Annotated in this window: 22 protein-coding genes and 1 tRNA gene; 14 read left to right on the top strand and 9 right to left on the bottom strand. The window is 65.4% G+C overall.

The window, feature by feature from the left end; all coding sequences use genetic code 11:
- Positions 1 to 23: 23 nt before the first annotated feature.
- The 4 genes from QX108_RS12340 (at position 24) to QX108_RS12325 (ending at position 5,069) form a co-directional block, all read left to right on the top strand.
- Positions 24 to 3,029: an ATP-binding protein gene (locus tag QX108_RS12340; protein WP_315782184.1), complete on the top strand. Its 3,006-nt coding sequence runs from the start codon at positions 24 to 26 to the stop codon at positions 3,027 to 3,029.
- Positions 3,026 to 3,742 carry a response regulator gene (locus QX108_RS12335; protein ID WP_315782182.1) on the top strand — a complete coding sequence of 239 codons (717 nt, stop codon included), beginning with the start codon at positions 3,026 to 3,028 and terminating at the stop codon, positions 3,740 to 3,742. Before QX108_RS12340 ends, QX108_RS12335 begins: the two co-directional genes overlap by 4 nt.
- A 137-nt stretch (positions 3,743 to 3,879) precedes the next feature.
- Positions 3,880 to 4,356, top strand: a complete 477-nt coding sequence (locus QX108_RS12330) for a response regulator (protein ID WP_315782180.1) — start codon at positions 3,880 to 3,882, stop codon at positions 4,354 to 4,356.
- A gap of 284 nt (positions 4,357 to 4,640) precedes the next feature.
- Entirely contained in the window at positions 4,641 to 5,069 is a 429-nt protein-coding gene (locus QX108_RS12325) for a tyrosine-type recombinase/integrase (RefSeq protein WP_315782178.1), read from the top strand.
- A gap of 311 nt (positions 5,070 to 5,380) precedes the next feature.
- Here the strand turns inward: QX108_RS12325 and QX108_RS12320 are convergent.
- The 5 genes from QX108_RS12320 to mobA form a co-directional block, all read right to left on the bottom strand.
- Positions 5,381 to 5,456: transfer RNA gene (locus QX108_RS12320), tRNA-Ile, on the bottom strand.
- A gap of 185 nt (positions 5,457 to 5,641) precedes the next feature.
- The gene (locus QX108_RS12315; RefSeq protein ID WP_315721561.1) at positions 5,642 to 6,607 is read right to left on the bottom strand and encodes a tripartite tricarboxylate transporter substrate binding protein; all 966 of its coding nucleotides are present in this window, start codon (positions 6,605 to 6,607) and stop codon (positions 5,642 to 5,644) included.
- Between the two features lie 84 nt (positions 6,608 to 6,691).
- Positions 6,692 to 7,927 (bottom strand): ABC transporter substrate-binding protein, encoded by a 1,236-nt coding sequence (locus tag QX108_RS12310; protein ID WP_315721560.1) that lies wholly within the window; start codon positions 7,925 to 7,927, stop codon positions 6,692 to 6,694.
- Between the two features lie 177 nt (positions 7,928 to 8,104).
- Positions 8,105 to 8,695, bottom strand: coding sequence for a cation transporter (locus tag QX108_RS12305; RefSeq protein ID WP_315721559.1), 591 nt, complete (start codon positions 8,693 to 8,695; stop codon positions 8,105 to 8,107).
- Between the two features lie 9 nt (positions 8,696 to 8,704).
- A complete protein-coding gene (gene mobA / locus QX108_RS12300) occupies positions 8,705 to 9,325 on the bottom strand; it encodes a molybdenum cofactor guanylyltransferase MobA (protein ID WP_315782279.1) in 621 nt (206 codons plus the stop codon).
- A 191-nt stretch (positions 9,326 to 9,516) separates the two neighbouring features.
- On the opposite strand from mobA, the gene mobB reads away from it, so the two are divergent.
- The 3 genes from mobB (at position 9,517) to QX108_RS12285 (ending at position 12,784) form a co-directional block, all read left to right on the top strand.
- The gene (gene mobB, locus QX108_RS12295) at positions 9,517 to 10,050 is read left to right on the top strand and encodes a molybdopterin-guanine dinucleotide biosynthesis protein B (RefSeq protein ID WP_315782175.1); all 534 of its coding nucleotides are present in this window, start codon (positions 9,517 to 9,519) and stop codon (positions 10,048 to 10,050) included.
- 104 nt (positions 10,051 to 10,154) lie between these two features.
- A complete protein-coding gene (locus QX108_RS12290; protein ID WP_315726356.1) occupies positions 10,155 to 10,391 on the top strand; it encodes a sulfurtransferase TusA family protein in 237 nt (78 codons plus the stop codon).
- Positions 10,392 to 11,128: 737 nt separating this feature from the next.
- Complete coding sequence (locus QX108_RS12285; protein ID WP_315721557.1) at positions 11,129 to 12,784, top strand: OFA family MFS transporter; 1,656 nt, start codon at positions 11,129 to 11,131, stop codon at positions 12,782 to 12,784.
- A gap of 195 nt (positions 12,785 to 12,979) precedes the next feature.
- Here the strand turns inward: QX108_RS12285 and QX108_RS12280 are convergent, their stop codons facing one another.
- The 3 genes from QX108_RS12280 to QX108_RS12270 all read right to left on the bottom strand — a co-directional run bounded on the left by QX108_RS12280 (position 12,980) and on the right by QX108_RS12270 (position 14,111).
- Positions 12,980 to 13,255: a hypothetical protein gene (locus QX108_RS12280; protein WP_315782172.1), complete on the bottom strand. Its 276-nt coding sequence runs from the start codon at positions 13,253 to 13,255 to the stop codon at positions 12,980 to 12,982.
- Positions 13,256 to 13,382: 127 nt separating this feature from the next.
- On the bottom strand, positions 13,383 to 13,667 hold the full coding sequence (locus tag QX108_RS12275) for a hypothetical protein (protein ID WP_315782170.1): 285 nt from the start codon (positions 13,665 to 13,667) through the stop codon (positions 13,383 to 13,385).
- 18 nt (positions 13,668 to 13,685) lie between these two features.
- Positions 13,686 to 14,111: a hypothetical protein gene (locus QX108_RS12270; RefSeq protein WP_409998497.1), complete on the bottom strand. Its 426-nt coding sequence runs from the start codon at positions 14,109 to 14,111 to the stop codon at positions 13,686 to 13,688.
- A 293-nt stretch (positions 14,112 to 14,404) separates the two neighbouring features.
- On the opposite strand from QX108_RS12270, the gene QX108_RS12265 reads away from it, so the two are divergent.
- The 7 genes from QX108_RS12265 to QX108_RS12235 all read left to right on the top strand — a co-directional run bounded on the left by QX108_RS12265 (position 14,405) and on the right by QX108_RS12235 (position 22,722).
- A complete protein-coding gene (locus QX108_RS12265; protein ID WP_315782168.1) occupies positions 14,405 to 14,566 on the top strand; it encodes a hypothetical protein in 162 nt (53 codons plus the stop codon).
- Between the two features lie 10 nt (positions 14,567 to 14,576).
- The gene (locus tag QX108_RS12260; RefSeq protein WP_006614032.1) at positions 14,577 to 14,666 is read left to right on the top strand and encodes a K(+)-transporting ATPase subunit F; all 90 of its coding nucleotides are present in this window, start codon (positions 14,577 to 14,579) and stop codon (positions 14,664 to 14,666) included.
- A gap of 34 nt (positions 14,667 to 14,700) precedes the next feature.
- A complete protein-coding gene (gene kdpA / locus QX108_RS12255) occupies positions 14,701 to 16,404 on the top strand; it encodes a potassium-transporting ATPase subunit KdpA (protein ID WP_315782166.1) in 1,704 nt (567 codons plus the stop codon).
- Positions 16,405 to 16,420: 16 nt separating this feature from the next.
- A complete protein-coding gene (kdpB, locus tag QX108_RS12250) occupies positions 16,421 to 18,538 on the top strand; it encodes a potassium-transporting ATPase subunit KdpB (protein ID WP_315782164.1) in 2,118 nt (705 codons plus the stop codon).
- Between the two features lie 121 nt (positions 18,539 to 18,659).
- Complete coding sequence (locus QX108_RS12245) at positions 18,660 to 19,265, top strand: K(+)-transporting ATPase subunit C (RefSeq protein WP_315782162.1); 606 nt, start codon at positions 18,660 to 18,662, stop codon at positions 19,263 to 19,265.
- A 53-nt stretch (positions 19,266 to 19,318) separates the two neighbouring features.
- Positions 19,319 to 22,036, top strand: a complete 2,718-nt coding sequence (locus tag QX108_RS12240; RefSeq protein ID WP_315782160.1) for a sensor histidine kinase KdpD — start codon at positions 19,319 to 19,321, stop codon at positions 22,034 to 22,036.
- Positions 22,033 to 22,722: a response regulator transcription factor gene (locus QX108_RS12235; protein ID WP_315721548.1), complete on the top strand. Its 690-nt coding sequence runs from the start codon at positions 22,033 to 22,035 to the stop codon at positions 22,720 to 22,722. Before QX108_RS12240 ends, QX108_RS12235 begins: the two co-directional genes overlap by 4 nt.
- A gap of 38 nt (positions 22,723 to 22,760) precedes the next feature.
- Here QX108_RS12235 and QX108_RS12230 read toward each other — a convergent pair whose 3' ends face one another.
- Complete coding sequence (locus QX108_RS12230; protein ID WP_315782158.1) at positions 22,761 to 24,035, bottom strand: DUF2130 domain-containing protein; 1,275 nt, start codon at positions 24,033 to 24,035, stop codon at positions 22,761 to 22,763.
- Positions 24,036 to 24,097: the final 62 nt, after the last annotated feature.

Here is a 24,097-nt window from a genome sequence, read left to right as displayed (position 1 = left end):
AGCAGGCAAGGCCAATCCGGCGCATGTCATCGATCAATCAACGCGAGGCGTGGACAACATTGATCGCGGCATCCGGCAGGCACAGTGTTTCGCAGCGTGCGCGTCAGTCGATCCAGTCAAGGCTGTTTCGCATCATACTCATGCTGTCGGTTCCTGCCTTCGTCGGTCTGGCTGCACTCGCATGGGGGCTGTACCAGCACGAACGCGAGCAGGCCTCCCAGGGCGCGTTGGCGACGGTCCGCGCTCTCGCCGCAGCGCTCGACAGGGATCTGGCAGGAACGTCCTCCGCGGCTCAGGTCTTGGCAGAATCGGCAGCTCTCGCGACGGACGATCTGGGGGCCTTCTACAAAGAGGCCAAGGGCAGCCTCCCTCATCTGGAAGGTTCGGCCGTCGTGGTGGCGGATGCGGCCGGCCAGCAGGTCGTCAATACGGCGCTGCCCTATGGCGCCCCGCTGCCCATGCGCTCAGATCTGGCGAACCACAGGAAGGTGTTCGAAACCGGCAAGCCGTCGGTCTCCGACATCTTCATTGGTGCCGTGTCGAAGAGACCGGCTCTCTCCATCGATGTACCGGTGTTTCGAGAGGGAAAGGTGAAATACACGCTCGGCGTCGCCCTGGGCATTGAGAGGCTGAACGGCCTGTTCGCGAACCAGAAACTGCCGGCCGGTTGGATTGCGACCGTCACCGATTCGGCAGGCATCATCGTCGCGCGGACCCACGATCCCGAACTGATAGGCAGGCCTGCTCCTGTGAGGCTGGCTGACATCAAATCGTCGCGGCCGAATGTCGTCGACACATATCGGGCGGACGGGACGCCGATACTGGTGGGCTTCGGCCGGTCCGAGCGCTCCAATTGGACGGTCGCGCTCGGGATTCCGCTTTCCGATCTGTATCGCCGACCGAACTCCATTCTCCTGTACGGCATCACCGGCGTATTCTGCGTCCTACTCGTCGGGCTGATCGCGGTGATGTATGAGGCGAAGCGGATCGCGCGCGGCGTTCGAAGCCTGCTGCCCGCGGCGCTGGCTTCGGGATCGGACGAAACCACCGCCGCTGCGCGATCTCACGTTCAGGAGATTGACGACGTTGCCGTGGCGATCGAGCGGGCGCGCCGGTTGCTGCATCAACGCACGCTTGAGCGCGACAACGCTGAGATGGCCATCGCGGCAAGAAATCTAGCGGATGAGATGTTTCGCCTCGCGGTCGAGGCCTGTCCGAACGGAATGTTGATGGTCGATGCCGAGGGCAGGATCTCGATGGTCAACAATGAGCTCGAACGCCAGTTCGGATACACCAGACAGGAACTGATCGGCCAACCCGTGGATATGCTGGTGCCCGAGCGTTCTCGCGTGAGAAACGCCGTGCTCCAGCACGCGTTCAATTTGCGGCCCGAAACCCGTCAGATGGAATCCGGTCGCGAACTCACCGGATTAAAAAAGAACGGGACTGAGTTTCCCATCGAGGTCGGTCTCAATCCGATTCGGGTTGGCCAGGGGCTCATGATCCTGAGCGTCGTCGTCGACGTCAGTGAGCGCCGGCGCGCCGAACGTCTGAAGGACGAATTCGTTGCGACCGTGAGCCACGAACTACGGACACCGCTGACATCGGTCACGGGTTCATTGGGGCTGCTCGTCGGATGCTGGAGCAAGACGATCCCTGAGCCGGCGGCACGGTTGCTGAGCATCGCGCATGCCAACAGTGAGCGCTTGGTACGTCTCGTCAACGACATTCTCGACATGGAAAGGATCGAGGCGGGCGATGACACGTTCAACCTCAGGCGGGTTGAAGTCAGATCGCTGGTGGGGCGCGTCGTCGAGGAGAGTCGCGGCTACGCGGACGATGTTGGCGTTTGCGTCGAACTCGGTGCTGGTGTCGTGGGCGTCTATGCCAATGCCGATCCAGAGAGATTGGCGCAAGCGGTGGCGAACCTGGTCTCGAATGCAATCAAGTTCTCTTCGGCCGGCGGGAGCGTGCAGGTCACGGTGGAGGACAACGGGGACAGCCTGCGGATTGCGGTGCGTGATCACGGTCCGGGCATACCCGAGGATTTCGAGCCGCATCTGTTCGAGAGGTTTGCCCAGGCGGATGCGACCGATACGCGTCAGAAAGGCGGGACCGGTCTCGGCCTCAGTATTGTGAAACAGATCATGGCGCGCCTGGGAGGCAAAGCGGGCTTCGAGAATGCCGATGGCGGCGGCGCATTGTTCTTCGTCGAGCTGCCGATGTGGGACGATACCGTCGGAGGCGCGATCGAGATCGCCACCACCGGCAGTCCGTCACGGATCCTGCTGTGCGAGACCGATCCGGTCGTCAAGCAGGCGGTGCGGATGAAGTTGGCACCGGCCGGTCTTACGGTGGATTTCGCGCATTCGGTACAGGCCGCGTTACTGCGCTCCAGCGCCAACCGTTACGCAGCGATCGTCATCGGCCTTCCGCTCGACGAGGTCGAATGTCGCGACGTGGCGGCGCAGATTCGCCGGATTCCCCATCAACGCAACACCACGATCATCATCGCCTGCGATGCCTCCGCGGGCGGCCAGGCCGATGCCGGACTACGGGAGATGAGCGACCTGCAATGGATCAGGCGCCCGATCGACGTTGAGCAACTCGTTTCGCAGCTGTCTGCAACGGTGCCGTCGTCCCGTCCGAGGCCTCGCGTTCTTCATGTCGATGACGATCCGGAGACGCTCGTCGCCGTCGCACATGAGCTGGAGACGATGGCCGACATGGTGTCGGCCCGCAGCCTGGAGGCTGCGCGGCGCGTCTTGGCGACAGAACACATCGATCTTGCGATCGTGGATGTCCGCCTCGGTGCGGAGCCCGGGCTGGATCTGTTGCCGCATCTTCGCGACCGCGCCGGCAAGATCATTCCGGTGATCATCTTCTCCAACTCGGATCAGAATTTGCCGGAAGACGATCAACAGCAACTGACCTTTTCTAGGAAGACATCACCCCTCGATCGCTTGGCCTCAATCGTGCGCGATCGTCTGGGGCTATCCCCTCTATTGTCCGTCAGGGAGGTCGCATGACCGCAATTCATATTCTGCATGTCGACGATGAGCCGGATATCCGCGAAGTCGTCGAGCTGTCACTGGGTCTCGATCCCGATTTTATCGTCCATAGTTGCGGCTCGGGCCGCGACGCTGTGGCCATGGCGGCGGAGCTGGCGCCGGACATCATCCTGCTCGATGTCATGATGCCGGTGCTGGACGGGCCGGCGACACTGGCTCAATTGCGTCAGAGCCCCGCGACAGCCGATGTCCCCGTGGTCTTCATGACGGCCCGGACCCAGGCGCGGGAAACGGATCGCTTTCGGTCGCTGGGAGCCGTGGGCGTGATCCAGAAACCGTTCGATCCCATGACGCTCGCCGCATCGCTCCGGACCTATGTCCGGCCTTCGTACGATCCGCTCGAGCATTTGCGGGCCGAGTTCGGGCGCAGGGTCCAGCGCGACGCCGAATCTATTTCTGAGCACTGCAGGATGCTCGGGGCAGTGGGGCGATCATCGGATCTGCTGAATCAAATCAGAGTGATCGCGCATGCGCTGTCCGGTGCGAGCGGCATCTACGGTTTTACAGAACTAAGCGAAGCGGCAGCGAATCTGGAGGACGCCGTCTTGGCCGAGATCCGCGGCGACGGGCCCGGCGCGGACACGGATCGCCTGCTGGACGCTCTGCTCGTCGAGATGCAGCAGTGCGGTGGCCCCGCACCTCTCGCCGCTCGGTCTCTGCAGCGGGCCTAGGGTCGATGGTTCAGTCGGTCCGCGTAGTCATACCTGGGCGGCCGCTAAGGGAGCATTAGGCTCAACATCGTCATCTCGATCCAGGAAGCCGGGCGAGCGTTTGACCAGGATCCGGCAACGATGACAGGAGCGAAGACATGCGGCAGGCTGCGCAGCTGATCGAAGCTTTCAGGGGACGGGGATCGGTCGACGGTTTCGACACGGCGAGCTCATTTGGCCACGCGCCGAGTCTGCTGATCGCCGATGACGACGCAGCGGTGGTCGGGCTCCTCTCACATCACTTCGCGCGCCTGGGCTTCGAGGTGGACACGGCGTCTGACGGCCTTCAGGCGTTCTTGAAGGCGACGCGAGGCAAGCCAAGCGTGTTGGTGATCGACGTCAACATGCCGGAGCTGGACGGCCTGTCAGTCTGCGGGCATCTTCTCGATGCTGATCGTGCGCCGGCGAAAGTGATCATCATCACGAGCAGCAGCAATCAGCATACGCTGCAGCGATGCGAGCGCGTGGGGACCCGCCACGTCAGGAAAGGCCCCGATTTCTGGAGGGACCTCGACGCCGCATTGCTTGAGATCGATCCTCGGATGGCTCGTCGACTTCGGCGCACGACCTGCTAGCAGCCGACGTCGCTGGATCGCCGGACACGTCTAGGCGTTCGATGCCGTGACAGTCCAGGAATTGGGATGCGGTTTCGGATGAATGCTGTCGCGACCAACAAGAGCACGGGACCGGAGGGGAATTGCTCCGTCTCGACCTGCCGGCGATCTGCCTGGGAGACCAAGCATGTGCGTGCCGCGTTGAAAGGCCAGCGCAAAAAGACTGACCGCGCAGACTCTCATCAACCCGCTGATCAGAACGTCGCCGGCGTCAGCAGCGGCCTGTAGCACGGCGCGGTGTTGATATGCGCGCGCCGGAACGAGCCAGTGCGTATGATGTGCCGATCCCTTCGCGCCTGCTGGCCCATTTGCGGCGTTGGCACCGGATCGATCCGGAGACCAAGCATTTCGTCGAGTTCAATGGCAAGCCGGTTGCTTCCGTCAAAACTGCCTTCAAGAGCGCCGTGAAGCTCGCCGAGCTCGGCCCTGGAATATCGCCCCATACGCTCAGGCCTACGGCGGCAACGTGGCTGATGCGGCGTGGCGCGGACCCGTGGCAGGCCGCGGTCTATCTCGGAATGTCGCTCGATGTCCTGCTGAATACCTACGGCCACCATCATCCGGACTATCTGCTCGACGCTGTCGAGAAGATCGCGAAACGTGATTCCGTGCCCGGGCAAACGGCGACGACGTCGGGGACGGTCATTGCGTTGCAACGGGCCAAGTCGGAATGAACGCCTCGCGGCCTTGAGCGACGCGAACGGCCGACATCGCGTCGACGTCCGCGTGTCATGCGGGTCCCGCGGTGGTCTGCTTGCTCGGTCCTAGCTCATTTGCTGCGCGTGACAATGCTGGCGTTGGGCAGGGCAGCGTCTCTGCGGCCAGGAATTCTGCTACATCGTCGAGCCTTCCCGACGCTGGCGTGAAGCGGTGGTCGCTGAGCCTTGCGGCTTCCGTACGAGCGAAAAGTGGACGTATCTGGCGCGGTTTCTGGTGCAGCGAGGCTGAGGCGACAAAATCCGAGCGAGCAAACCATTGAAATTACTGGTGGGCCCGGCAGGACTCGAACCTGCAACCAGACCGTTATGAGCGGCCGGCTCTAACCATTGAGCTACAGGCCCCGCGGCGCGGGGGTCGTGGCGGTGGCGGGCGGGGACGGGCCTGCCCGCAGCGGCGCGGCGGACCCGGCGACGGTGCGGGCTTCGTTTACAGCCCCGGCGGCGATCCGGCAATGCCGCTGCCGGATCGTTTTGGCCGGTTGCCGGCACCTCCATCGGGACCACCCGCGCCCGGGACGGCCGTGGCGCTAATCCACCGAGACGCCGGCGAATTCCACCACCTTGCGCCACTTCTCGGTCTCGTCGGCGACCAGCTTGCCGAACTCGGCCGGGGTCATGGCGCGCGGGATGCCGCCAGTCTCGGCCAGCCGCGCCACCAGCTTGGGATCCTTCAGCGCTTCGCCGACCGCCTTGTTGAGGATCTCGACGATCTCGGGCGGCGTGCCCTTCGGCGCGGAGATGCCGTAGAAGCCGACCGATTCGTAGCCCGGCACGGTCTCGGCGACCGCCGGCACGTCCGGCACGGTCGGCCAGCGCTGCGGCGACGTCACGCCGAGCGCGCGCACGGTGCCGCCACGGGACTGCTCCAGCGCGGTCGGCAGGTTGTCGAAGATCAGCTGCACCTTGTTGGAGATGATGTCCGGGAAGGCCAGCGCCGAGCCCCGATAAGGCACGTGCAGCATGTCGCATTTCGTCATCGCCTTGAACAGCTCGGCCGCCATGTGCACGGAGGTGCCGTTGCCGGAGGAGGCGAAGGCGATCTTGCCGGGATTGGCGTGGCAGTAGTCGATGAACTCCTTGACCGTCTTGGCCGGCAGGTCGTTGCTGACCACCAGCATGTTGGTGAGCTGCATGATGCTGGCGACCGGCACGGTGTCGCGGATGAAATCGTAGGGCAGCTTCTTGTAGAGCGAGGTGCTGATCGCGTTGTTCGGCGCCACGAACAGCAGCGTGTAGCCGTCCGGCGGCGAGTTGATCGCGGCGGCGGCGGCGATGTTGCCGCCCGAGCCGGTGCGGTTCTCGACCACGACCTGCTGGCCGAGGCGGTCGGACAGCCATTGCGCCATGATGCGGGCGACGATGTCGACCGGGCCGCCCGGAGCGAACCCGATCAGCCAGCGGATCGGCCGGTCCGGATAGGCGGCCGCAGCCGGTTGGACGGCGAGCCCCGCCGTGACGATCAATCCGAACAGCAGTGCGCGCGCCAGCTTCATGCTCGTCTTCCCCCATGTGTTGTCGTTGTGCAGCTCGAATGCGCCGGCCCGGTCGCGCCGGGCCGGCCGGTGTCCAGTTCGCCGTCACTTCTTGATCAGCGGGCAGGCCGGATCGGGCGGACCGAACGCGTCATCGCCTTTGATGGTCGCGAGGATCTTGTAGTAGTCCCACGGATATTTGCTCTCCTCCGGCGACTTGACCTGGGCCAGCACAAGATCGTGCACCATCAGATTGTCGGCCCGGAGCTTGCCGTTGCGGGCGAAGAAGTCCTCGACCGGCGTCTCACGCATTTTGGCGGCCACCGCGAGCGGCTCGTCGCTGCCCGCGGCCTTGATGGCGTTGAGATAGTGCGTGACGGCGGAGTAGACGCCGGCCTGCCACATCGTCGGCATCCGGTTCATCTTGGCGAAATAGCGCTTCGACCATTCGCGGGTCTTGTCGTCCATGTCCCAGTAGAACGAGGTGGTCAGCAGCAGGCCCTGCGCCGCCGGCAGGCCGAGCGAATGGATGTCGGTGATCAAGGCCAGCAGCGCCGCCATCTGCTGGCCGCCCTTGAGCAGGCCGAACTCGGATGCGGTCTTGATCTCGTTGATGTTGTTCGGCGGGCCGGCGGCGATACCGATGATCTTGGCCTTGGAGGCCTGCGCCTGCAGGATGAAGGACGACAGATCGGGCGTCGCGAAGGGCGGCCTGACGGCGCCGACCACCTTGCCGCCATTGGCCGTGACGACGCTGGATGCATCGCGCTCGAGCGAATGACCGAAGGCGTAGTCGTCGGTGATGAAGAACCAGCTGTCGCCGCCGCGCTTGACGACCTCCTTCGCCGTGCCGGTGGCCAGCGCCCGGGTGTCGAACACCCACTGCATCGCGTAAGGCGAGCAGAACTTGCCGTGGAAATCGGCAGCCCCCGTCGACTGGGTGATGAACAGCTTCTTCTTCTCGGTGGCGATGGTCTGCACCGCGAGGCCGACCGCCGAGACCGGGACGTCGACGATGAGATCGACCTGCTCGGTGTCGTACCAGCGCCGCGCGAGCGCCGCGCCGATGTCGGGCTTGAGCTGATGGTCGCCGACGATGACGCTGATCGGCTTGTCCAGCACCTTGCCGCCGAAATCATCCACCGCCATCTGCGCCGCGGTGACCGAGCCCTGTCCGGTCGGCGTCGAGGCCGGTCCGTTCATGTCGCTGAGCACGCCGATCTTGACGACGTTGTCGGAAATCTGAGCTTGCGCCGCCGTCGTGGCCACCAGCGCGGCAGCGGCAAGCGCCGCCGTTCTCACCAAGCTGAGCTGCAATCCGTCCTCCACCGATGTCGGCATCACGCCGTTGTCCGTTGCGGCTCTGCCGGCCGCTCAGCCTATCTGCAATCAATCCAAGCCGGCCGTCAATCATGCCGGACGACGGATGGGGACGGCGATCATGTGTGCTGCAACGCCAGACATGTGTGCTGCAATGCCAGAGGCCGTGTTTCCAGGCCGGAGCAGCGTCTCGGCGGCTCACGCCTTGGCGGCCTTGTGCTCCTCATGTGCAGCCTCCCACACCTCGCGCGCGGCATCCGCGTTCATGAGTGCGATGCCGACGCCGACGATCAAGTCGGGCCACACCGACCGCCAGAGACCGGCGGTGACGAGGCCGACGGCGATGATCGCGATATTGGCATAGGCATCGTTGCGCGCGGACAGGAAGGCGGCGCGCGTCAGGCTGCCCTGGTGATCCCTGACCCGCGCCAGGATCAGCGCGCAGCCGAGATTGACGATCAGCGCGCCGAGACCGGTGACGGTGAGCGGCAGCGGCGCCGGCACCGCGGGCGTGAAGAACTTCTCGCCCGCGGTCCACAGTCCGGCGATGGCCGGCGCGAGCAGGATCAGCGCCAGCACCTTGCCGAGCTGGGCTCGCTTGGCCGGGCTCCAGCGCAGCGCCAGCGCGATCAGGATGTTGACGGAGGCATCCTCGAGGAAGTCGACGCTGTCCGCGAACAGTGCAACCGAGCCGATCGCGAGCGCGACCGCGAACTCGATGCCGAAATAGCCGAGATTGAGCGCGGCGACGGCGAGCACGGCGCGGCGGACCGGGGCGGTATCATCCATCGGGCGACCTCAATCGTCGAGCGCGGCGAGCCGCTCCGCCTCGGCGAGATCGTCGGCGGTGTTGGCATTGAAGAACGGGTCGAGTGGCACCACCGGCCAGCTCACGGTTGCGACCGCGTAGCGGGCCGTGAAGCGGGTGACCTTGCGGATGTCGTCCGTGACCAGCGCATGACGGAGATCGGCGCGCAAGCCCACCGGCCACAGGCCGACCACCGGATGGAGCTGGCCGCCGGAGGCCGCCAGCGCCAGCTCGCTGTGCTCCGCCGCGCGCGCGGCCACGAGGCGCGCAACGAGATCGCGCGGCAGGAAGGGGCAATCGGCGGCGGCGCTGAGCATCCATTGTGTTTCCGGCATGTGCGACGCCACCCAGTCGAGACCGGCGAGAATGCCGGCGAGAGGGCCCTTAAATCGGTCCACGCTGTCCGCCACGACGGGCAGGCTGGTGGATGCGAATCGTGCGGGGTCGCCATTGGCGTTGAGGATCAGCCGGCTGCACTGCGGCGCCAGTCGCTCCATCACGCGCTGCAGGATGGTGCGGCCATCGACCAGCCGCATCGGCTTGTCGCCGCCGCCCATCCGCTGCGCGAGGCCGCCGGCGAGCAGCACGCCGGGAATCGAGGTCGTGGTCATGGCTGTCATCACCGGTTCCGTTATCATGTCTTCCGCCGCAGAGTCGCGCTTTGCCTGCCGTCGCCTGGTCTGCATGGCTGCTGGCACGACACTGCCATCCGTGGATATAGAGCTTTGCGAAAGCCCATCGGGCCATCGATTGATCACGCGCCTGCCTGTGCCGAGCATCAGGGGCCTTTTGGGAGACTGCGATGAACGTCATCGGCCTCGCCGGGTGGAGCGGCGCCGGCAAGACCACGCTGCTGACGCGGCTGATTCCTCACCTCATCGGGCAGGGTCTCCGTGTCTCCGTGATCAAGCACGCCCATCACAAATTCGACGTCGACGTTCCCGGCAAGGATTCCTGGCGGCATCGCGAGGCCGGCGCGGAGGAGGTGCTGGTTGCATCCGGCACGCGCTGGGCGCTGATGCACGAGCTGCGCGGCGCCGGCGAGCCCGCCCTGGCGGAACTGCTGGCAAAGCTGTCTCCCGTCGATCTCGTCGTCATCGAGGGATACAAGGCCGGGCCGCATCGCCGCATCGAGGTGCACCGCACGGCCAACGGCAAGCCGCTGCTGTTTCCAGACGATCCCGGTATCGTCGGCCTCGCCACCGACGACGATGTCGACACGGCTTTGCCGCGGGTTCATCTCGACGATATCCCGGCGATCGCAGCGCTGGTCCGGCGGCTGGCCATGCCGTTGGCCGACGTGCTTGCGCTCGCGGACAAGGCTGCGGCGCCATGATGGAACTCGGACGTTCTGGTATCCCAGGAACCCGGTTCCGACATCCTGGGCGACATTCTACGAGCCGGTTGACGGGCCCGGACTGCTTCGCCATGGTCCCGCGCATGACGATGACGAGGCTGGATTTGACGGGCCTGAAGTGTCCGTTGCCGGCGCTGAAGACCCGCAAGGCGTTACAATCGCTCCAGGCGGGGGAGCGCCTCGAAGTGCGCTGCACGGATCCGCTTGCGGTGATCGACATCCCCAACCTGATTCGGGAGACCGGGGATCGGGTCGAGATCGTCGATCGCAGCGATCGCGGCATTCTGTTCCTGATCGAGAAGGCGACGGCGGCTGAATGACGAACGCAGGAGATTGCAGGCGCATCACATGCTGCAGGTTGTTCGAACTAAGTAGCTCGTCCGCGGTCTCTCGTGCGGGGGTGGTGTCAACAGCGCGCGCCGCTTCCTATCGTCGCAGCAGCGCCGGCGCCCGCTCACAACAATGCCGCGTTCTCGGTCAAAGCTTGCGCGCTGGTTGGGAGGCAAGGACAGGTTGTTCGTGCTTCACGTTTTCGAGAGCGCGTGCTCCCAGTTCGGTAACCTGCAGAGCGCTGATCGCTCGGCGATCTCATTAGTTGATTCTTTCAGGTATCGCCGTGGATCGTCTGGAAGTAATCGCGAGCAGAATGACTACAGCCGTGAGTGGCGACGGCGTCGGTTGCACGTGAATTTGTGTGTTTGTTAGCAACACATGGACGCTGCAGTGCAATCAATCCACGACGTTCGACCGATTATTACCATTTTACTATCGACAATTTGCCTTGGTTCTGCACCAATTGAGACGCTTCCGCGGAGGTTGCGAGAGGCGAGTCATGCCCGCTGGGGAGCGGGCCAGGTGGAGCCGCGGCACGAAGATGGTCGGGGCATAACTCTCGGGTGGGGGTGTTATGCGCATCGAGCAAGTCATCAATGTTTGTGCGTTGCGAAGCCGCTCTGGCACGTCGATAGCGGGCACGGTGAGTAAGCGTATTGATTCTGATCAAGGGGACAGAACATGACGTCGTTGCGTTGGACGGGAGTCCGTAGGGGAGGAATGCATGGCTACCATTGAAAGCGCGGGGGCTCTCCCGAACGCGCAGGCGGGGATCTTCGATCGTGAGCACACGGTCGCGAAAGCGGGATTCAACCGTTGGCTGGTTCCTCCGGCTGCGCTGTGCATCCATCTCTGCATCGGCATGGCCTATGGCTTCTCGGTGTTCTGGCTGCCCTTGTCGCGCGCGATCGGCGTGACGCAGAGCCAGGTCTGCGCCGACATGACGCTGGTGCAGGAGCTGTTCACCACGAGCTGCGACTGGAAGGTCGCGAGCCTCGGTTGGATGTACACGCTGTTCTTCGTGCTGCTGGGCGGCTCCGCTGCCATCTGGGGCGGCTGGCTGGAGCGGGCCGGACCGCGCAAGGCGGGTGCCGTTGCGGCCTGCTGCTGGGGCGGTGGCCTCTTGATCGCGGCGCTCGGCATCTATGTTCACCAGCTCTGGATGATGTGGCTCGGTGCCGGCGTCATCGGCGGCATCGGCCTCGGCCTCGGTTACATCTCGCCGGTGTCGACCCTGGTGAAATGGTTCCCGGACCGGCGCGGCATGGCGACGGGCATGGCCATCATGGGCTTCGGCGGCGGCGCCATGATCGGCGCTCCGCTGGCCAACCTGCTGATGAACTACTTCAAGACGCCGACCTCGGTGGGTGTCTGGGAGACGTTCGTCACCATGGGCGTGATCTACTTCGTGTTCATGATGATCGGTGCCTTCGCCTATCGCGTCGCCCCGGTCGGCTGGCAGCCCGAAGGCTGGACGCCGCCCGCGGTCAAGAAGGCGATGATCTCCGACCATCACGTCCATCTGAACAACGCGCACAAGACGCCGCAGTTCTGGCTGGTCTGGTGGGTGCTGTGCTTGAACGTGTCGGCGGGTATCGGCGTGATCGGCATGGCCTCGCCGATGCTGCAGGAGATCTTCGCCGGCAAGCTGATCGGGCTGCCCGACGTCAGCTTCAACCAGCTCGACGCCACGCAGAAGGCGACCGTCGCGGGTATCGCGGCAGGCTTTGCCGGCCTGCTCTCGCTGTTCAACATCGGCGGCCGCTTCTTCTGGGCGTCGATGTCGGACCATATCGGTCGCAAGGCCACCTATTACTGCTTCTTCCTGATCGGCATCGTGCTCTACGCGCTGGCGCCGACCTTCGCGGCGATGGGATCGAAGCTGCTGTTCGTCGGCGCCTTCGCCATCATCCTCTCGATGTATGGCGGCGGCTTCGCGACGGTGCCGGCCTATCTGGCCGACCTGTTCGGCACCCAGTTCGTGGGGGCCATCCATGGCCGTCTGCTGACGGCCTGGGCGACCGCGGGCATCATCGGCCCGGTGGTGGTGAACTACATCCGCGAGTTCCAGCTCGCCGCCGGCGTGCCGCGCGACCAGCTGTACAACACGACGATGTATATCCTCTGCGCGATGCTCCTGGCCGGCCTGATCTGCAACTTGCTGATCAAGCCCGTGGATCACAAGTGGAATATGAGCGCGGACGAGGTCGCGAAGTATCAGGCCCAGCTCGCCAAGAACGAGTCGGCGATCCAGCACGGGTCGTTCGGCATCGGCAAGGGTGGCCTGGATGCCAAGTCTGCCTTGTTCTGGGCTTTCGTCGGCGTTCCGCTGGCCTGGGGCGTCTGGAAGACGCTGGAAAGCGCGGTCAAGATCTTCTGATCGTGAGACGATGATGCAACGGGACGGCCGATCGGCCGTCCCGTTTTTTTGTCCGTAGCCTGCACGCTGCCCCCGGAATGCCGGTCCTGCGCGCCACGCCTTCATCCGCCCGCCTTCAATTCCCGATGACGAGCGGGCCTTCCAAGATCTCGGCCCTCTGACGCATGCCGCAGGGGATGATTGTGGAAGCATTCCTCATGCGACCGGCCGCTTGCCGCTCGCGAACAGCAGGCCGACCGGAGCCAGCCGGCCATCGGCATCGAGCTCGATCGTAAGCGAGAGCTCGACGATGGTTTCCGGATGATGGCCGTTCTCGAACAGCGCATATTTCATCGCCTCGGCCCGGCTGACGAACAGGCCGCCATAGAGCCCGTTCTGCTCCTGGGCGACCCACTGTCCCTGGCTGTTCCTGCCGATGAAGACGAGTGGGAGCCCGGGTATGTTGCGCGGTGGGAGGGGGAGACCTTTCACGGGGCTGATCCTTTGCGTGTGAGCAGGCCGATCGGAGCGGCCTGCGCTCGCGGTCGGAAATATCGAGGCGAGGGGTAGGAATTCGAGATGACGCCGCGTGCGTTCGCATAAAGGCGGCGTATGGGGCTTAGTTTCCTGCCCGCTGAATCAGCGCCATCACCGCGCAGTAGAGCGCGGTGTAGCCGATCATCTCGTCCCAATGGTTCAAGCTGGCGGCGAACACGCGCTCCCGGCGCAGCACCGCGAGCACGGCACACAGGATCGTCGTCATCCACAGCAGGGCTGCGAGGCTGCGGCCGAGGCTGATGCCGCCGAAAGTTGCGAACACGACGAGGATTACCATTCGCAGCAGAAATCGCAGCAGCACCCTGGCCGCCGGAAGCTCCGCGGGCTTTTCGGTGGACATGAGCATGGCGCGCGTGACGGCGGATCAGAAATTGTCGCAGCAGAGCAGGTCGCCGACCCCCGCTTCGGCCGTGACGCCGCGCCTTGCGCCCGGTGGCGAGACGTTTGACCCGAGACGGCGCGCTTCGGCTGCGGCGTGGAGAATGGCGAGGGCGAGATCGCTGTGGTGGGCTTCAGCGCAACGATCGAGCCAGTCCGGCAATTCGCGCTGTTGCGACAATGCGCAGTGCCATTCGCCGTCATCATAGGCAATCCGGCGGAGCTGCCATTGCGGCAATTGTAGCGCGATCAACTCCAGCGCGGCATCGATCCGTGCTTCGGCTTCCAGCAATCTTGCGATCCGCTGCCGGCGCCGCCCGTGCGCCGACAAGGGTGAGAGGCCCTCGTCGTCGCCAAGCAAAGCCGTGAGCATCGTCGTCGTGGTCTGCGCGATCTGCGCCAGTTCCAGCACATCCGGTCGTGTCGTCAAGGCAGCCATGCTGGCCTCCCCTCGTCGGTGAGCGATGGCCCGATGGGCCCTGACCGGCAATGTGGCCGACGGTGCCGTAGGAATGCGAGACGAGTGGGGGCGGGGAGAAATAGGCGGCGCATAAAGATGTCTCCGCTAGGAGGCCGCTCTTATGCGGGCGCCGCTGCGGCCGCGCGATTTTGCGCAGGGGAATGCCGCGGTCTTTATGGGATTCCTATAATTCTGTCGGCGGCGCCGTCTCGAAAACCTACGAGGTCCGATGCCATCTGTCCGCCATGGAACGGATCGTGGCCGCGGCGGCGCTCCCGGCCGCTCCATGCATTGCGCGCCTTCGCGCGCATGAGGAGCACACCATGCTGGACACCCTGATGCTGGCGCTGGCCGCCGGCTTCTTCGCTCTCGCGATCGGCTACACCTATGCCTGCGAGCGGCTGTAGGAGACGCACCATGATCGTCGACTACTCCCTCGCCGGCGCGGTGTCGCTCGGCCTCCTGATCTACCTCACCTACGCCTTGCTGCGGCCCGAGCGGTTCTGACCGCCGACCGTCGGCTCTTCGAGGACAACATCCCATGACCGTGATCGGCTGGATTCAGATCCTGCTCTACTGCGCCGTCGTCGTCGCGCTCACCAAGCCGCTCGGCTGGTACATGACGCGCGTCTTCAATGGCGAGCGCACCTTCCTCTCACCGGTGCTGCGGCCGGTGGAGTCCGCGATCTACTGGATCGGCGGCGTCGACGAGCGGCGCGAGCAGCATTGGCTGACCTACACGGTCGCGATGCTGCTGTTCCATGTCGGCGGCTTCCTGATCATCTACGGCGTGATGCGGCTGCAGGCCGTGCTGCCGTTCAATCCGGCCGGGCAATCGGCCGTCGCCGAGGATCTCTCCTTCAACACCGCGATCAGCTTCCTGACCAACACCAACTGGCAGAACTACGGCGGCGAGAGCACGGTCTCCTATCTCGTGCAGATGCTCGGCCTCACCCACCAGAACTTCCTGTCGGCTGCAACCGGCATCGTGCTGGCGATGGCGCTGATCCGCGGCTTCTCACGCGCATCCGCGCGCACCGTCGGTAATTTCTGGGTGGATGTAACGCGCTGCACGCTCTATGTGCTGCTGCCGCTCTGCATCGTCTACACGCTGTTTCTGGTGTCGCAGGGGATCCCGCAGACCCTCGGGCCGTACGTCGAAGCGACGACGTTGGAGGGCGCCAAGCAGACCATCGCGGTCGGCCCGGTCGCCTCGCAGGTTGCGATCAAGATGCTCGGCACCAATGGCGGCGGCTTCTTCAACGCCAATGCCGCGCATCCGTTCGAGAACCCGACCGCGCTGTCGAACTTCATCCAGATGCTCTCGATCTTCACGCTCGGCGCCGCGCTCACCAACGTGTTCGGCCGCATGGTCGGAAATCAGCGCCAGGGCTGGGCGATCCTTGCTGTGATGGGCGTGCTGTTCATCGCCGGCGTCGCCATCACCTACTGGGCCGAGGCCAATGGCACGTCGACGTTGAACGCGCTCGGCCTGACCGGCGGCAACATGGAAGGCAAGGAGGTCCGCTTCGGCATCGTCGCCTCCTCGCTGTTCGCCGTGATCACCACGGCCGCATCCTGCGGCGCGGTCAACGCGATGCATGACAGCTTCACCGCGCTCGGTGGCATGATCCCGCTGATCAACATGCAGCTTGGCGAGATCATCATCGGCGGCGTCGGCGCCGGCCTCTACGGCATGCTGCTGTTCGTCGTGCTCGCGATCTTCGTCGCCGGCCTGATGGTCGGGCGCACGCCGGAATATGTCGGCAAGAAGATCGAGGCCCGCGAGGTCAAGATGGCTATGCTGGCGATTCTCGTCCTGCCGTTGATGTATCTCGGCTGGACCGCGGTCGCGGTGGTGCTACCGTCGGCTGTTGCATCGATGGCCAATGCCGGCCCGCACGGCTTCACCGAGGTGCTCTACGCCTTCACCTCCGCGACCGCCAACAACGGCTCGGCCTTCGGCGGCCTCACCGGCAACACCTTCTTCTACAATCTGACGCTCGCCTCCTCGATGTTCGTCGGCCGCTTCTTCATGATCATCCCGGCGATGGCGATCGCCGGCTCGCTGGCCGAGAAGAAGTCGATCCCGCCGTCGGCCGGTACCTTGCCGACGACCGGCGGCCTGTTCGTCGGCCTGGTCGTCGGCGTCATCCTGATCATCGGCGGCCTCACCTTCTTTCCCGCTCTCGCCTTGGGTCCGATCGTCGAGCATCTCGCGATGACCGCCGGCACCGTGTTCTGATCTCGGAGCAACCTCCATGGAAACCGTCAAACTGCAGGCGCGCTCGTCGATGTCGACGATGCTCGATGCCAAGATCGTGCTGCCGGCCATCAAGGCCGCGGTCGTCAAGCTCGATCCGCGGCTGATGATCAAGAACCCCGTGATGTTCGTGGTCGAGGTCGTCGCCGCGCTCACCACGGTGATCTTCCTGCGCGACGTCGTCACCGGCGGGGCCAATCTCGGCTTCACCTTCCAGATCATTCTCTGGCTGTGGTTCACCGTGCTGTTCGCCAATTTCGCCGAGGCCGTCGCCGAAGGGCGCGGCAAGGCGCAGGCGGATTCGCTGCGCAAGACCCGTACCGAGAGCCAGGCCAAGCTGCTGACCGGCTCTGGGACGTCCGATCACAGCTACAAGCTCATCCCGGGCACGAGCCTCAAGGTCGGCGACATCGTGCTGGTCGAGGCGGGGGACACGATTCCCTCGGACGGCGAGGTGATCGAAGGCGTCGCCTCGGTGAACGAGGCCGCCATCACCGGCGAGTCCGCGCCGGTCATTCGCGAATCCGGCGGCGACCGCTCGGCGGTGACCGGCGGCACGCAGGTGCTGTCGGACTGGATCCGCGTGCGCATCACGGCCGCGCAGGGATCGACCTTCATCGACCGCATGATCAAGCTGGTCGAGGGCGCCGAGCGGCAGAAGACGCCGAACGAGATCGCGCTGAACATCCTGCTTGCCGGCCTCACCATCATCTTCGTGTTCGCGACGGTCACGATCCCGAGCTATGCCGCCTATGCCGGCGGCTCGATCTCGGTCGTCGTGCTGGTGGCGCTGTTCGTGACGTTGATTCCGACCACGATCGGCGCGCTGCTGTCGGCGATCGGCATCGCCGGCATGGATCGCCTGGTGCGCTTCAACGTGCTGGCGATGTCCGGCCGCGCCGTCGAGGCCGCCGGCGACGTCGATACGCTCTTGCTCGACAAGACCGGCACCATCACGCTCGGCAACCGCCAGGCGACGGCGTTCCGGCCGGTCAGGGGCGTGAGCGAGCAGGAGCTGGCCGACGCCGCGCAGCTCGCCTCGCTCGCCGACGAGACGCCGGAGGGGCGCTCGATCGTCGTGCTCGCCAAGGAGAAATACGGCATCCGCGGCCGCGACATGGCCGAGCTCGGCGCGAACTTCGTGCCGTTCACGGCGCAGACCCGCATGAGCGGTGTCGATGCCGGTGGCTCGACGGTGCGCAAGGGCGCGGTCGATGCGATCCTGAGCTATCTCAGTGGCGGCACCACGCAGGTTGCCTCCGGTAACACGGTGCGCGCGATCCAACCGGCTGAAAGCGAGCTCGCCCGCGAGATCCGCGGGATCGCCGACGAGATCGCCAAGTCCGGCGGCACGCCGCTCGCGGTCGCCAGGGACGGGCGCCTGCTCGGCGTCATCCAGCTCAAGGACATCGTCAAGGGCGGCATCCGGGAGCGCTTCGCCGAGCTGCGCCGCATGGGCATTCGCACCATCATGATCACCGGCGACAACCCGATGACCGCGGCCGCGATCGCTGCCGAAGCCGGCGTCGACGACTTCCTGGCGCAGGCGACGCCCGAGGACAAGCTCAAGCTGATCCGCGACGAGCAGGCCAAGGGCAAGCTGGTGGCGATGTGCGGCGACGGCACCAACGACGCGCCGGCGCTGGCGCAGGCTGATGTCGGCGTCGCCATGAACACCGGCACGCAGGCGGCGCGCGAGGCCGGCAACATGGTCGACCTCGACTCCAACCCGACCAAGCTGATCGAGGTCGTCGAGATCGGAAAGCAGTTGCTGATGACGCGGGGCGCGCTGACCACGTTCTCGATCGCCAATGACGTCGCCAAGTACTTTGCCATCATCCCGGCGATGTTCCTGGCGTTCTATCCGCAGCTCAACGTGCTGAACGTCATGAATCTCGCCAGCCCGCAGAGCGCGATCCTGTCGGCGATCATCTTCAACGCGCTCGTCATCATCGCGCTGATTCCGCTGGCGCTGAAGGGTGTCGCCTACCGCGCCATCGGCGCCGGCGCGCTGCTCGGCCGCAACATGCTGATCTACGGCTTAGGGGGCATCATCATCCCCTTCATCGGCATCAAGGCGATCGATTTGATCGTGACCGCCTTGCATCTGGCCTGAAGCCTAACCGCCGTCATTGCGAGCGAAGCGAAGCAATCCAGAACTGTCTCGACCTACACGACTCTGGATTGCTTCGTCGCTTCGCTCCTCGCAATGACGGCCGAGAACTCGGAGATACACAATGCTCAAAGAAATCCGTCCCGCCGTCTTCGTCCTGCTCGCCCTCACGCTCATCACGGGCCTGCTCTATCCGCTCGCCATGACCGCCGTCGCCGGCCTCGTGTTTCCGGCGCAGGCCGAAGGCAGTCTCATCACGCGCAACGGCCAGGTGATCGGCTCGGCGCTGATCGGCCAGGAGTTCAAGGACGACAGATACTTCCATGGCCGTCCGTCCGCGACCTCGGCCGCCGATCCGAACGATGCCACCAAGACCGTGCCGGCGCCCTACAACGCCGCCAATTCCGCAGGCTCCAATCTCGGCCCGACCAGCAAGGCGCTCGCCGATCGTGTCAAGGAGGACGTCGACAAGCTCAAGGCCGAGAATCCCGCGCAGGCCGTACCGGTCGACCTGGTGACCACGTCGGCGAGCGGGCTCGACCCTGACATCTCGCCGGAGGCAGCGCTGTTCCAGGTGCCGCGGGTGGCCAGAGCGCGCGGCATTCCCGAGGATCGCGTGCGGGCGCTGGTTGCGAGCACGACGGAAGGGCGGCTGATCGGGCTGCTTGGCGAACCCCGCGTTAACGTGCTTGCGCTCAATCTGGCGCTCGACGCCGCCAAGGCGCAATGAGGCCGCTCTACGCCCTGGCCTTGGCGCCGAGGTCCCTCCGTCTATAATGCCGCATGGCCCAGCAACGCCGCGATCCTGACCAACGTCCCTCGCCGGAGGCCCTGCTCGAAGCGGCCCGGCGGGAGGATAGTCCTGCCGGCAAGCTCAAGATCTTCGTCGGCGCCGCGCCCGGCGTCGGCAAGACCTACGAGATGCTGTCGAGCGCGCATGCCAGGATGAGGGCCGGCGTCGACGTCGTCATCGGCTTCGTCGAGACCCATGGCCGCATCGAGACCGAGGCGCTGGTGCGCGGCCTCGAGGTCATCCCGCGCAAGCGCATCTCCTACAAGGACCAGGTCGTCGAGGAGATGGACCTCGACGCCGTGATTGCGCGGCGGCCGAGGCTCGCGATCGTCGACGAGCTCGCGCACACCAACGTCGCCGGCAGCCGGCATCCCAAGCGCTATCTCGACGTCGAGGAACTGCTGTCGCACGGCATCGATGTCTACACGGCGGTCAACGTCCAGCACATCGAGAGCCTGAACGACGTCGTCGCCCAGATCACCCATGTGCGCGTGCGCGAGACCGTGCCGGACTCGATCCTCGACCGCGCCGATGCCATCGAGCTGATCGATCTCACCCCCGACGATCTGATCCAGCGGCTGAAGGAGGGCAAGGTCTATGTGCCCAAGCAGGCCGAGCGTGCGCTGGAGCACTATTTCTCGCCCGGCAACCTGACCGCGCTGCGCGAGCTGGCGCTGCGCCGGACCGCCGAGCGCGTCGACGAGCAACTGCTCACCCACATGCAGGCCAACGCCATCGCCGGGCCCTGGGCCGCCGGCGAGCGCATTCTCGTCTGCGTGTCGGAAGATCCGCGCGCGATGAGCCTCGTGCGCTACACCAAACGGCTTGCCGACCGCGTCCATGCGCCATGGACCGCGGTGACGATCGAGACCCGGCGCAATCTCCAACTCACCGACAAGCAGCGCGACCGGCTCGCCGACACGCTGCGGCTGGCGGAGAGCCTCGGCGCTGAGGCGCTGACGATCCCCGGCGTCGGCCGTCGCATCGCTGACGACATCATCGGCTTTGCGCAGTCCAATAACGTCACCCAGATCATTATCGGCAAGTCCAGCCGTTCTCGCCTGTTCGAGATGATCAGGGGCTCGGTGGTGCATGATCTCGTCCGGCGCGCCGGGAACATCAGCATCCACGTCATCGCCGGCGAGGAGGCGCCGGACGCCGCGGGCACCTCGGTGCAGACGCGCCCGCGCAGCGAGCCGCTGCAGCCGAAGCCCTATCTGAAGGCGCTGCTGATCACGGCCGTCGGGCTCGGTTTGGCCGAGCTGATTCAACCCTTCTTCGGTATCGAGAACGTCGATCTGGTGTTCCTCACGGCGGTGGTCGGCGTCGCCGCGCGCTATGGTCTGTGGCCGTCACTGCTGGCGAGCCTCGCCGCCTCGCTCTGCTACAACTTCTTCTTCCTGCCGCCGCTGTATACGTTCACGATCACCGATCCGACCAACATCGGTGCATTCTTCTTCTTCATGCTGATCGCGATCCTGGTGTCCAATGTTGCCGCGCGCGTGCGCGTTCAGGCTGACGCCGCCACCTACCGCGTCCGGACCACCGAGCAGCTCTATGCCTTCAGCCGGAAGCTTGCCGGCACCGCGACCCTCGATGACGTGCTGTGGGCCACGGCCTATCAGGCTGCGCTCATGCTGAAGGTCCGCGTCGTGCTGCTGCTGCCGCAGGATGGCAGGCTCACGGTGATGGCGGGCTATCCGCCGGAGGATCAGCTCGACGATGCCGATCTCGCGGCGGCGAGCTGGGCGTGGAGCAACGACCGCGCGGCCGGCCGCGGGTCCGACACGCTACCGGGCGCCAAGCGCCTGTTCCTGCCGATGCGCACGGGGCGCGGCTCGATCGGCGTCATCGGCATCGACGATGATCGCAGCGGGCCGCTGCTGACGCCCGACCAGCGCCGGCTGCTCGACGCGCTGGTCGATCAGGGCGCGCTCGCGATCGAGCGGGTGCTGCTGGTCGAGGACATGGACAAGGTCAAGCGCACCATGGAGCAGGACCGGCTGCGCTCGGCGCTCTTGACCTCGATCTCGCACGACCTCAAGACGCCGCTCGCCTCGGTGCTCGGCGCCGCCTCGACGATGCGCGATCTCGCGACGCGGCTTTCGGACAAGGAGAAGCTCGACCTGCTGGCCACCGTCATCGACGAGTCCGAGCGGCTGAACCGCTTCATCGCCAATCTGCTCGACATGACGAAACTCGAGTCCGGCGCGATCGTGCCGAACGCGGCGCTGCATGATATCGGCGAGATCGTCGGCAGCGCGTTGCGGCGGGCGAGCAAGATCCTCGCCGGCCACCACGTGTCGCTCGAAATGACGGCCGACCTGCCGATGGTCGAGGTCGATGCCGTGCTGTTCGAGCAGGTGCTGTTCAACCTGCTCGACAATGCCGCGAAGTACGCCCCGGCCGACACGTCGATCGCGATCCGCGCCATCAGGGACGGCAACTGGGTCGTGCTCGACATCCGTGACGAAGGCGACGGCATTCCCGCTGATGAGGTCGAGCACGTGTTCGACAAGTTCTATCGCGTGCAGAAGGGCGACCAGGTGCGGCCCGGCACCGGATTGGGACTTGCGATCTCGCGCGGTTTCATCGAGGCGATGCACGGCCGCATCTTCGCCGGCAACCGCACCGATCGGCGCGGCGCCATCCTCACCATCCGCCTGCCGGTGCCGGCGCAGGCCAGACCCCTGGACACGGCCGCATGACAGGCGCTCCCATCAAGGTCCTGGCGATCGACGACGAGCCGCCGATCCGCAAGTTGTTGCGGATGGGGCTGGCGACGCAGGGCTATGAGATCCTGGAGGCGCCGAGCGGCAAGGTCGCGCTGGAAAAACTCGCGGAAGGTCCCGCCCTGATCATTCTCGATTTGGGGCTGCCCGACATCGACGGTCACGAGCTGCTGCGCACCATCCGGGCGCGCAACGACAGCATTCCGATCGTCGTGTTGTCGAGCCGCGGCGACGAGGCCGGCAAGGTCAAGGCCCTCGATCTCGGCGCCGACGACTACGTGACAAAACCGTTCGGCATGGACGAGCTGCTGGCGCGGCTGCGCGCCGCGCTGCGTCATCAGCTGCAGGCGCAGGGCGAGCGCCCGGTGTTCCGCACCGGTGATCTCTCGGTCGATCTCGTGCGCCGCATCGTCAAGCTCGGCGAGCGCGAGATCAAGCTGTCGCCGAAGGAATACGACCTGCTGCGCGTGCTGGTGCAGCACGCCGGCAAGGTGCTGACACATCGCTTCCTGCTCAAGGAATTGTGGGATGAGCTCACCGACGCCCAATATCTGCGCGTCTATGTCCGCCAGCTCCGGCAGAAAATCGAGGCGGACCCCGAGCGGCCGCAATTCGTGCTGACCGAGACCGGCATCGGCTATCGCCTGCGCGCGCCGGATTAGCGCGTCTGCATCAGACGGGAGCAGGGCGGGCGCGCCGACTACTCCGCCGCCTGGCTCTTGCCCTCGATCAGCAGCACGTCGAGGCTCTCAATCTCCTGCATCGCGCGACCGGCGATGCCCTGCAAGTCGCCGTACAGTCCGGCCGTCGAATCCAGCACGCCGCGCAGCTGCTCTTCGCGCTTGGCCCAGAGACGCATCATGGTCTTGCGCTCGCGGTCGAGATCCGACTGCATCTCGGTGAAGCGCTCGACAATGGCGTCGATGCGGTGGCGGAATCGCGGCCCGGTGAGATAGGCGTAAACCATCTCCATCTTGGTCTGCTGGCCCTCCTGCGCGAGCTTGCTGCAGGCGACGTCGATCAAGGACTGTCGTAGGGCGAGCGACAGCGGCAGCGCGAAGCGCGGCTCGGCGACCCAGACGCCGTCGATGAGGTCGAAGCCGTCGACACCCTTGGGCAACGCGGTCGAGACGATCAGCGCGATGTCGGCCTTGGCCGCGCGCTGGTCGTCGCGCAGCTTGACGAGCCAGCCATCGCTCCAGTTCTTGGTGCGCTTGGATTCCCACAGGATCGCGCCGCAGGCCTGGCCGCCTGGGCCGACCACGCGATGGATGACGTCGCCGCCGAACTCGCCCTTCGGCACGGGCTCGACGAGGTCGCGCGGAAAGCGCGCGCGCAGCTGCGACTCCAGCTCGATCTCCAGCGCCTCGCCCTGCAGCTGCTGCGAGCCTTGCTCGGCCTTGCGGCGAAGCTCCTCGATCTGGCGCTGCATGCCGGCGATCTGGGTCTCCTTCTCGGCGACCTTGGCCTTCAGCGACTCCTCCGCCTCGAGCCGGGCCTTGTCGCGCACGGCAACCAGCGACTCCTGCACCTTGGTCTCGATGGTGAGATCGAGCTCGCGACGGGCCTCGTCGAGCTCGCGCTGCTTGCGCATCATCTCGGCCTGCGCCTTCTGCGCATCGGCGAGCTTGGCGTCCTTGCTGACGATGGCCTCGTGCAGCTCGGCGAGCTGGCGGTCGCGATTGCCCATCTCGTCGGCGACGGCCTGGCGCGCCTTCTCGGCCTCCGCTTGCGCGATGGCCGCACGCTCGGCCTTCAGCTTGGCGGCGACCTGCTGATCGATCGCGGCCTTGGCCTGCGCGATCTGCTCCTGCGCTGCCTTGAGCTGCGCCTCGCGACGGCCGAAATCGGCCTCCTTCGCCTGGAGCTGCTTCTCGAACTGCCGGCGCGTCTCCGCGATCAGGGGCGCGGCGAGCTGCTCGGTCAGCTTGATCTCGGTGCGGCAGGAGGGGCAGACGATCTGGGGATCGGTCATGATTCGCATCTCTCCATGGAGACCGAATCTAACCGGCCGCCGCGTGGCGTTTAACCCACGCG

The sequence above is a fragment of the Bradyrhizobium sp. SZCCHNR1002 genome (assembly GCF_032381435.1).
GTDB lineage: Bacteria > Pseudomonadota > Alphaproteobacteria > Rhizobiales > Xanthobacteraceae > Bradyrhizobium > Bradyrhizobium aeschynomenes.
This window is presented reverse-complemented; position numbering and strand designations above follow the sequence as displayed.

Excerpts from the sequence above, each read along its gene's own strand:
- QX108_RS12340 (WP_315782184.1), top strand. The coding sequence starts at position 24 with ATGTCATCGATCAATCAACGCGAGGCGTGGACAACATTGATCGCGGCA.
- QX108_RS12335 (WP_315782182.1), top strand. The coding sequence starts at position 3,026 with ATGACCGCAATTCATATTCTGCATGTCGACGATGAGCCGGATATCCGC.
- QX108_RS12330 (WP_315782180.1), top strand. The coding sequence starts at position 3,880 with ATGCGGCAGGCTGCGCAGCTGATCGAAGCTTTCAGGGGACGGGGATCG.
- QX108_RS12325 (WP_315782178.1), top strand. The coding sequence starts at position 4,641 with ATGCGCGCGCCGGAACGAGCCAGTGCGTATGATGTGCCGATCCCTTCG.
- QX108_RS12315 (WP_315721561.1), bottom strand. The coding sequence starts at position 6,607 with ATGAAGCTGGCGCGCGCACTGCTGTTCGGATTGATCGTCACGGCGGGG.
- QX108_RS12310 (WP_315721560.1), bottom strand. The coding sequence starts at position 7,927 with ATGCCGACATCGGTGGAGGACGGATTGCAGCTCAGCTTGGTGAGAACG.
- QX108_RS12305 (WP_315721559.1), bottom strand. The coding sequence starts at position 8,695 with ATGGATGATACCGCCCCGGTCCGCCGCGCCGTGCTCGCCGTCGCCGCG.
- mobA (WP_315782279.1), bottom strand. The coding sequence starts at position 9,325 with ATGACCACGACCTCGATTCCCGGCGTGCTGCTCGCCGGCGGCCTCGCG.
- mobB (WP_315782175.1), top strand. The coding sequence starts at position 9,517 with ATGAACGTCATCGGCCTCGCCGGGTGGAGCGGCGCCGGCAAGACCACG.
- QX108_RS12290 (WP_315726356.1), top strand. The coding sequence starts at position 10,155 with ATGACGATGACGAGGCTGGATTTGACGGGCCTGAAGTGTCCGTTGCCG.
- QX108_RS12285 (WP_315721557.1), top strand. The coding sequence starts at position 11,129 with ATGGCTACCATTGAAAGCGCGGGGGCTCTCCCGAACGCGCAGGCGGGG.
- QX108_RS12275 (WP_315782170.1), bottom strand. The coding sequence starts at position 13,667 with ATGCTCATGTCCACCGAAAAGCCCGCGGAGCTTCCGGCGGCCAGGGTG.
- QX108_RS12265 (WP_315782168.1), top strand. The coding sequence starts at position 14,405 with ATGGAACGGATCGTGGCCGCGGCGGCGCTCCCGGCCGCTCCATGCATT.
- QX108_RS12260 (WP_006614032.1), top strand. The coding sequence starts at position 14,577 with ATGATCGTCGACTACTCCCTCGCCGGCGCGGTGTCGCTCGGCCTCCTG.
- kdpA (WP_315782166.1), top strand. The coding sequence starts at position 14,701 with ATGACCGTGATCGGCTGGATTCAGATCCTGCTCTACTGCGCCGTCGTC.
- kdpB (WP_315782164.1), top strand. The coding sequence starts at position 16,421 with ATGGAAACCGTCAAACTGCAGGCGCGCTCGTCGATGTCGACGATGCTC.
- QX108_RS12245 (WP_315782162.1), top strand. The coding sequence starts at position 18,660 with ATGCTCAAAGAAATCCGTCCCGCCGTCTTCGTCCTGCTCGCCCTCACG.
- QX108_RS12240 (WP_315782160.1), top strand. The coding sequence starts at position 19,319 with ATGGCCCAGCAACGCCGCGATCCTGACCAACGTCCCTCGCCGGAGGCC.
- QX108_RS12235 (WP_315721548.1), top strand. The coding sequence starts at position 22,033 with ATGACAGGCGCTCCCATCAAGGTCCTGGCGATCGACGACGAGCCGCCG.
- QX108_RS12230 (WP_315782158.1), bottom strand. The coding sequence starts at position 24,035 with ATGACCGATCCCCAGATCGTCTGCCCCTCCTGCCGCACCGAGATCAAG.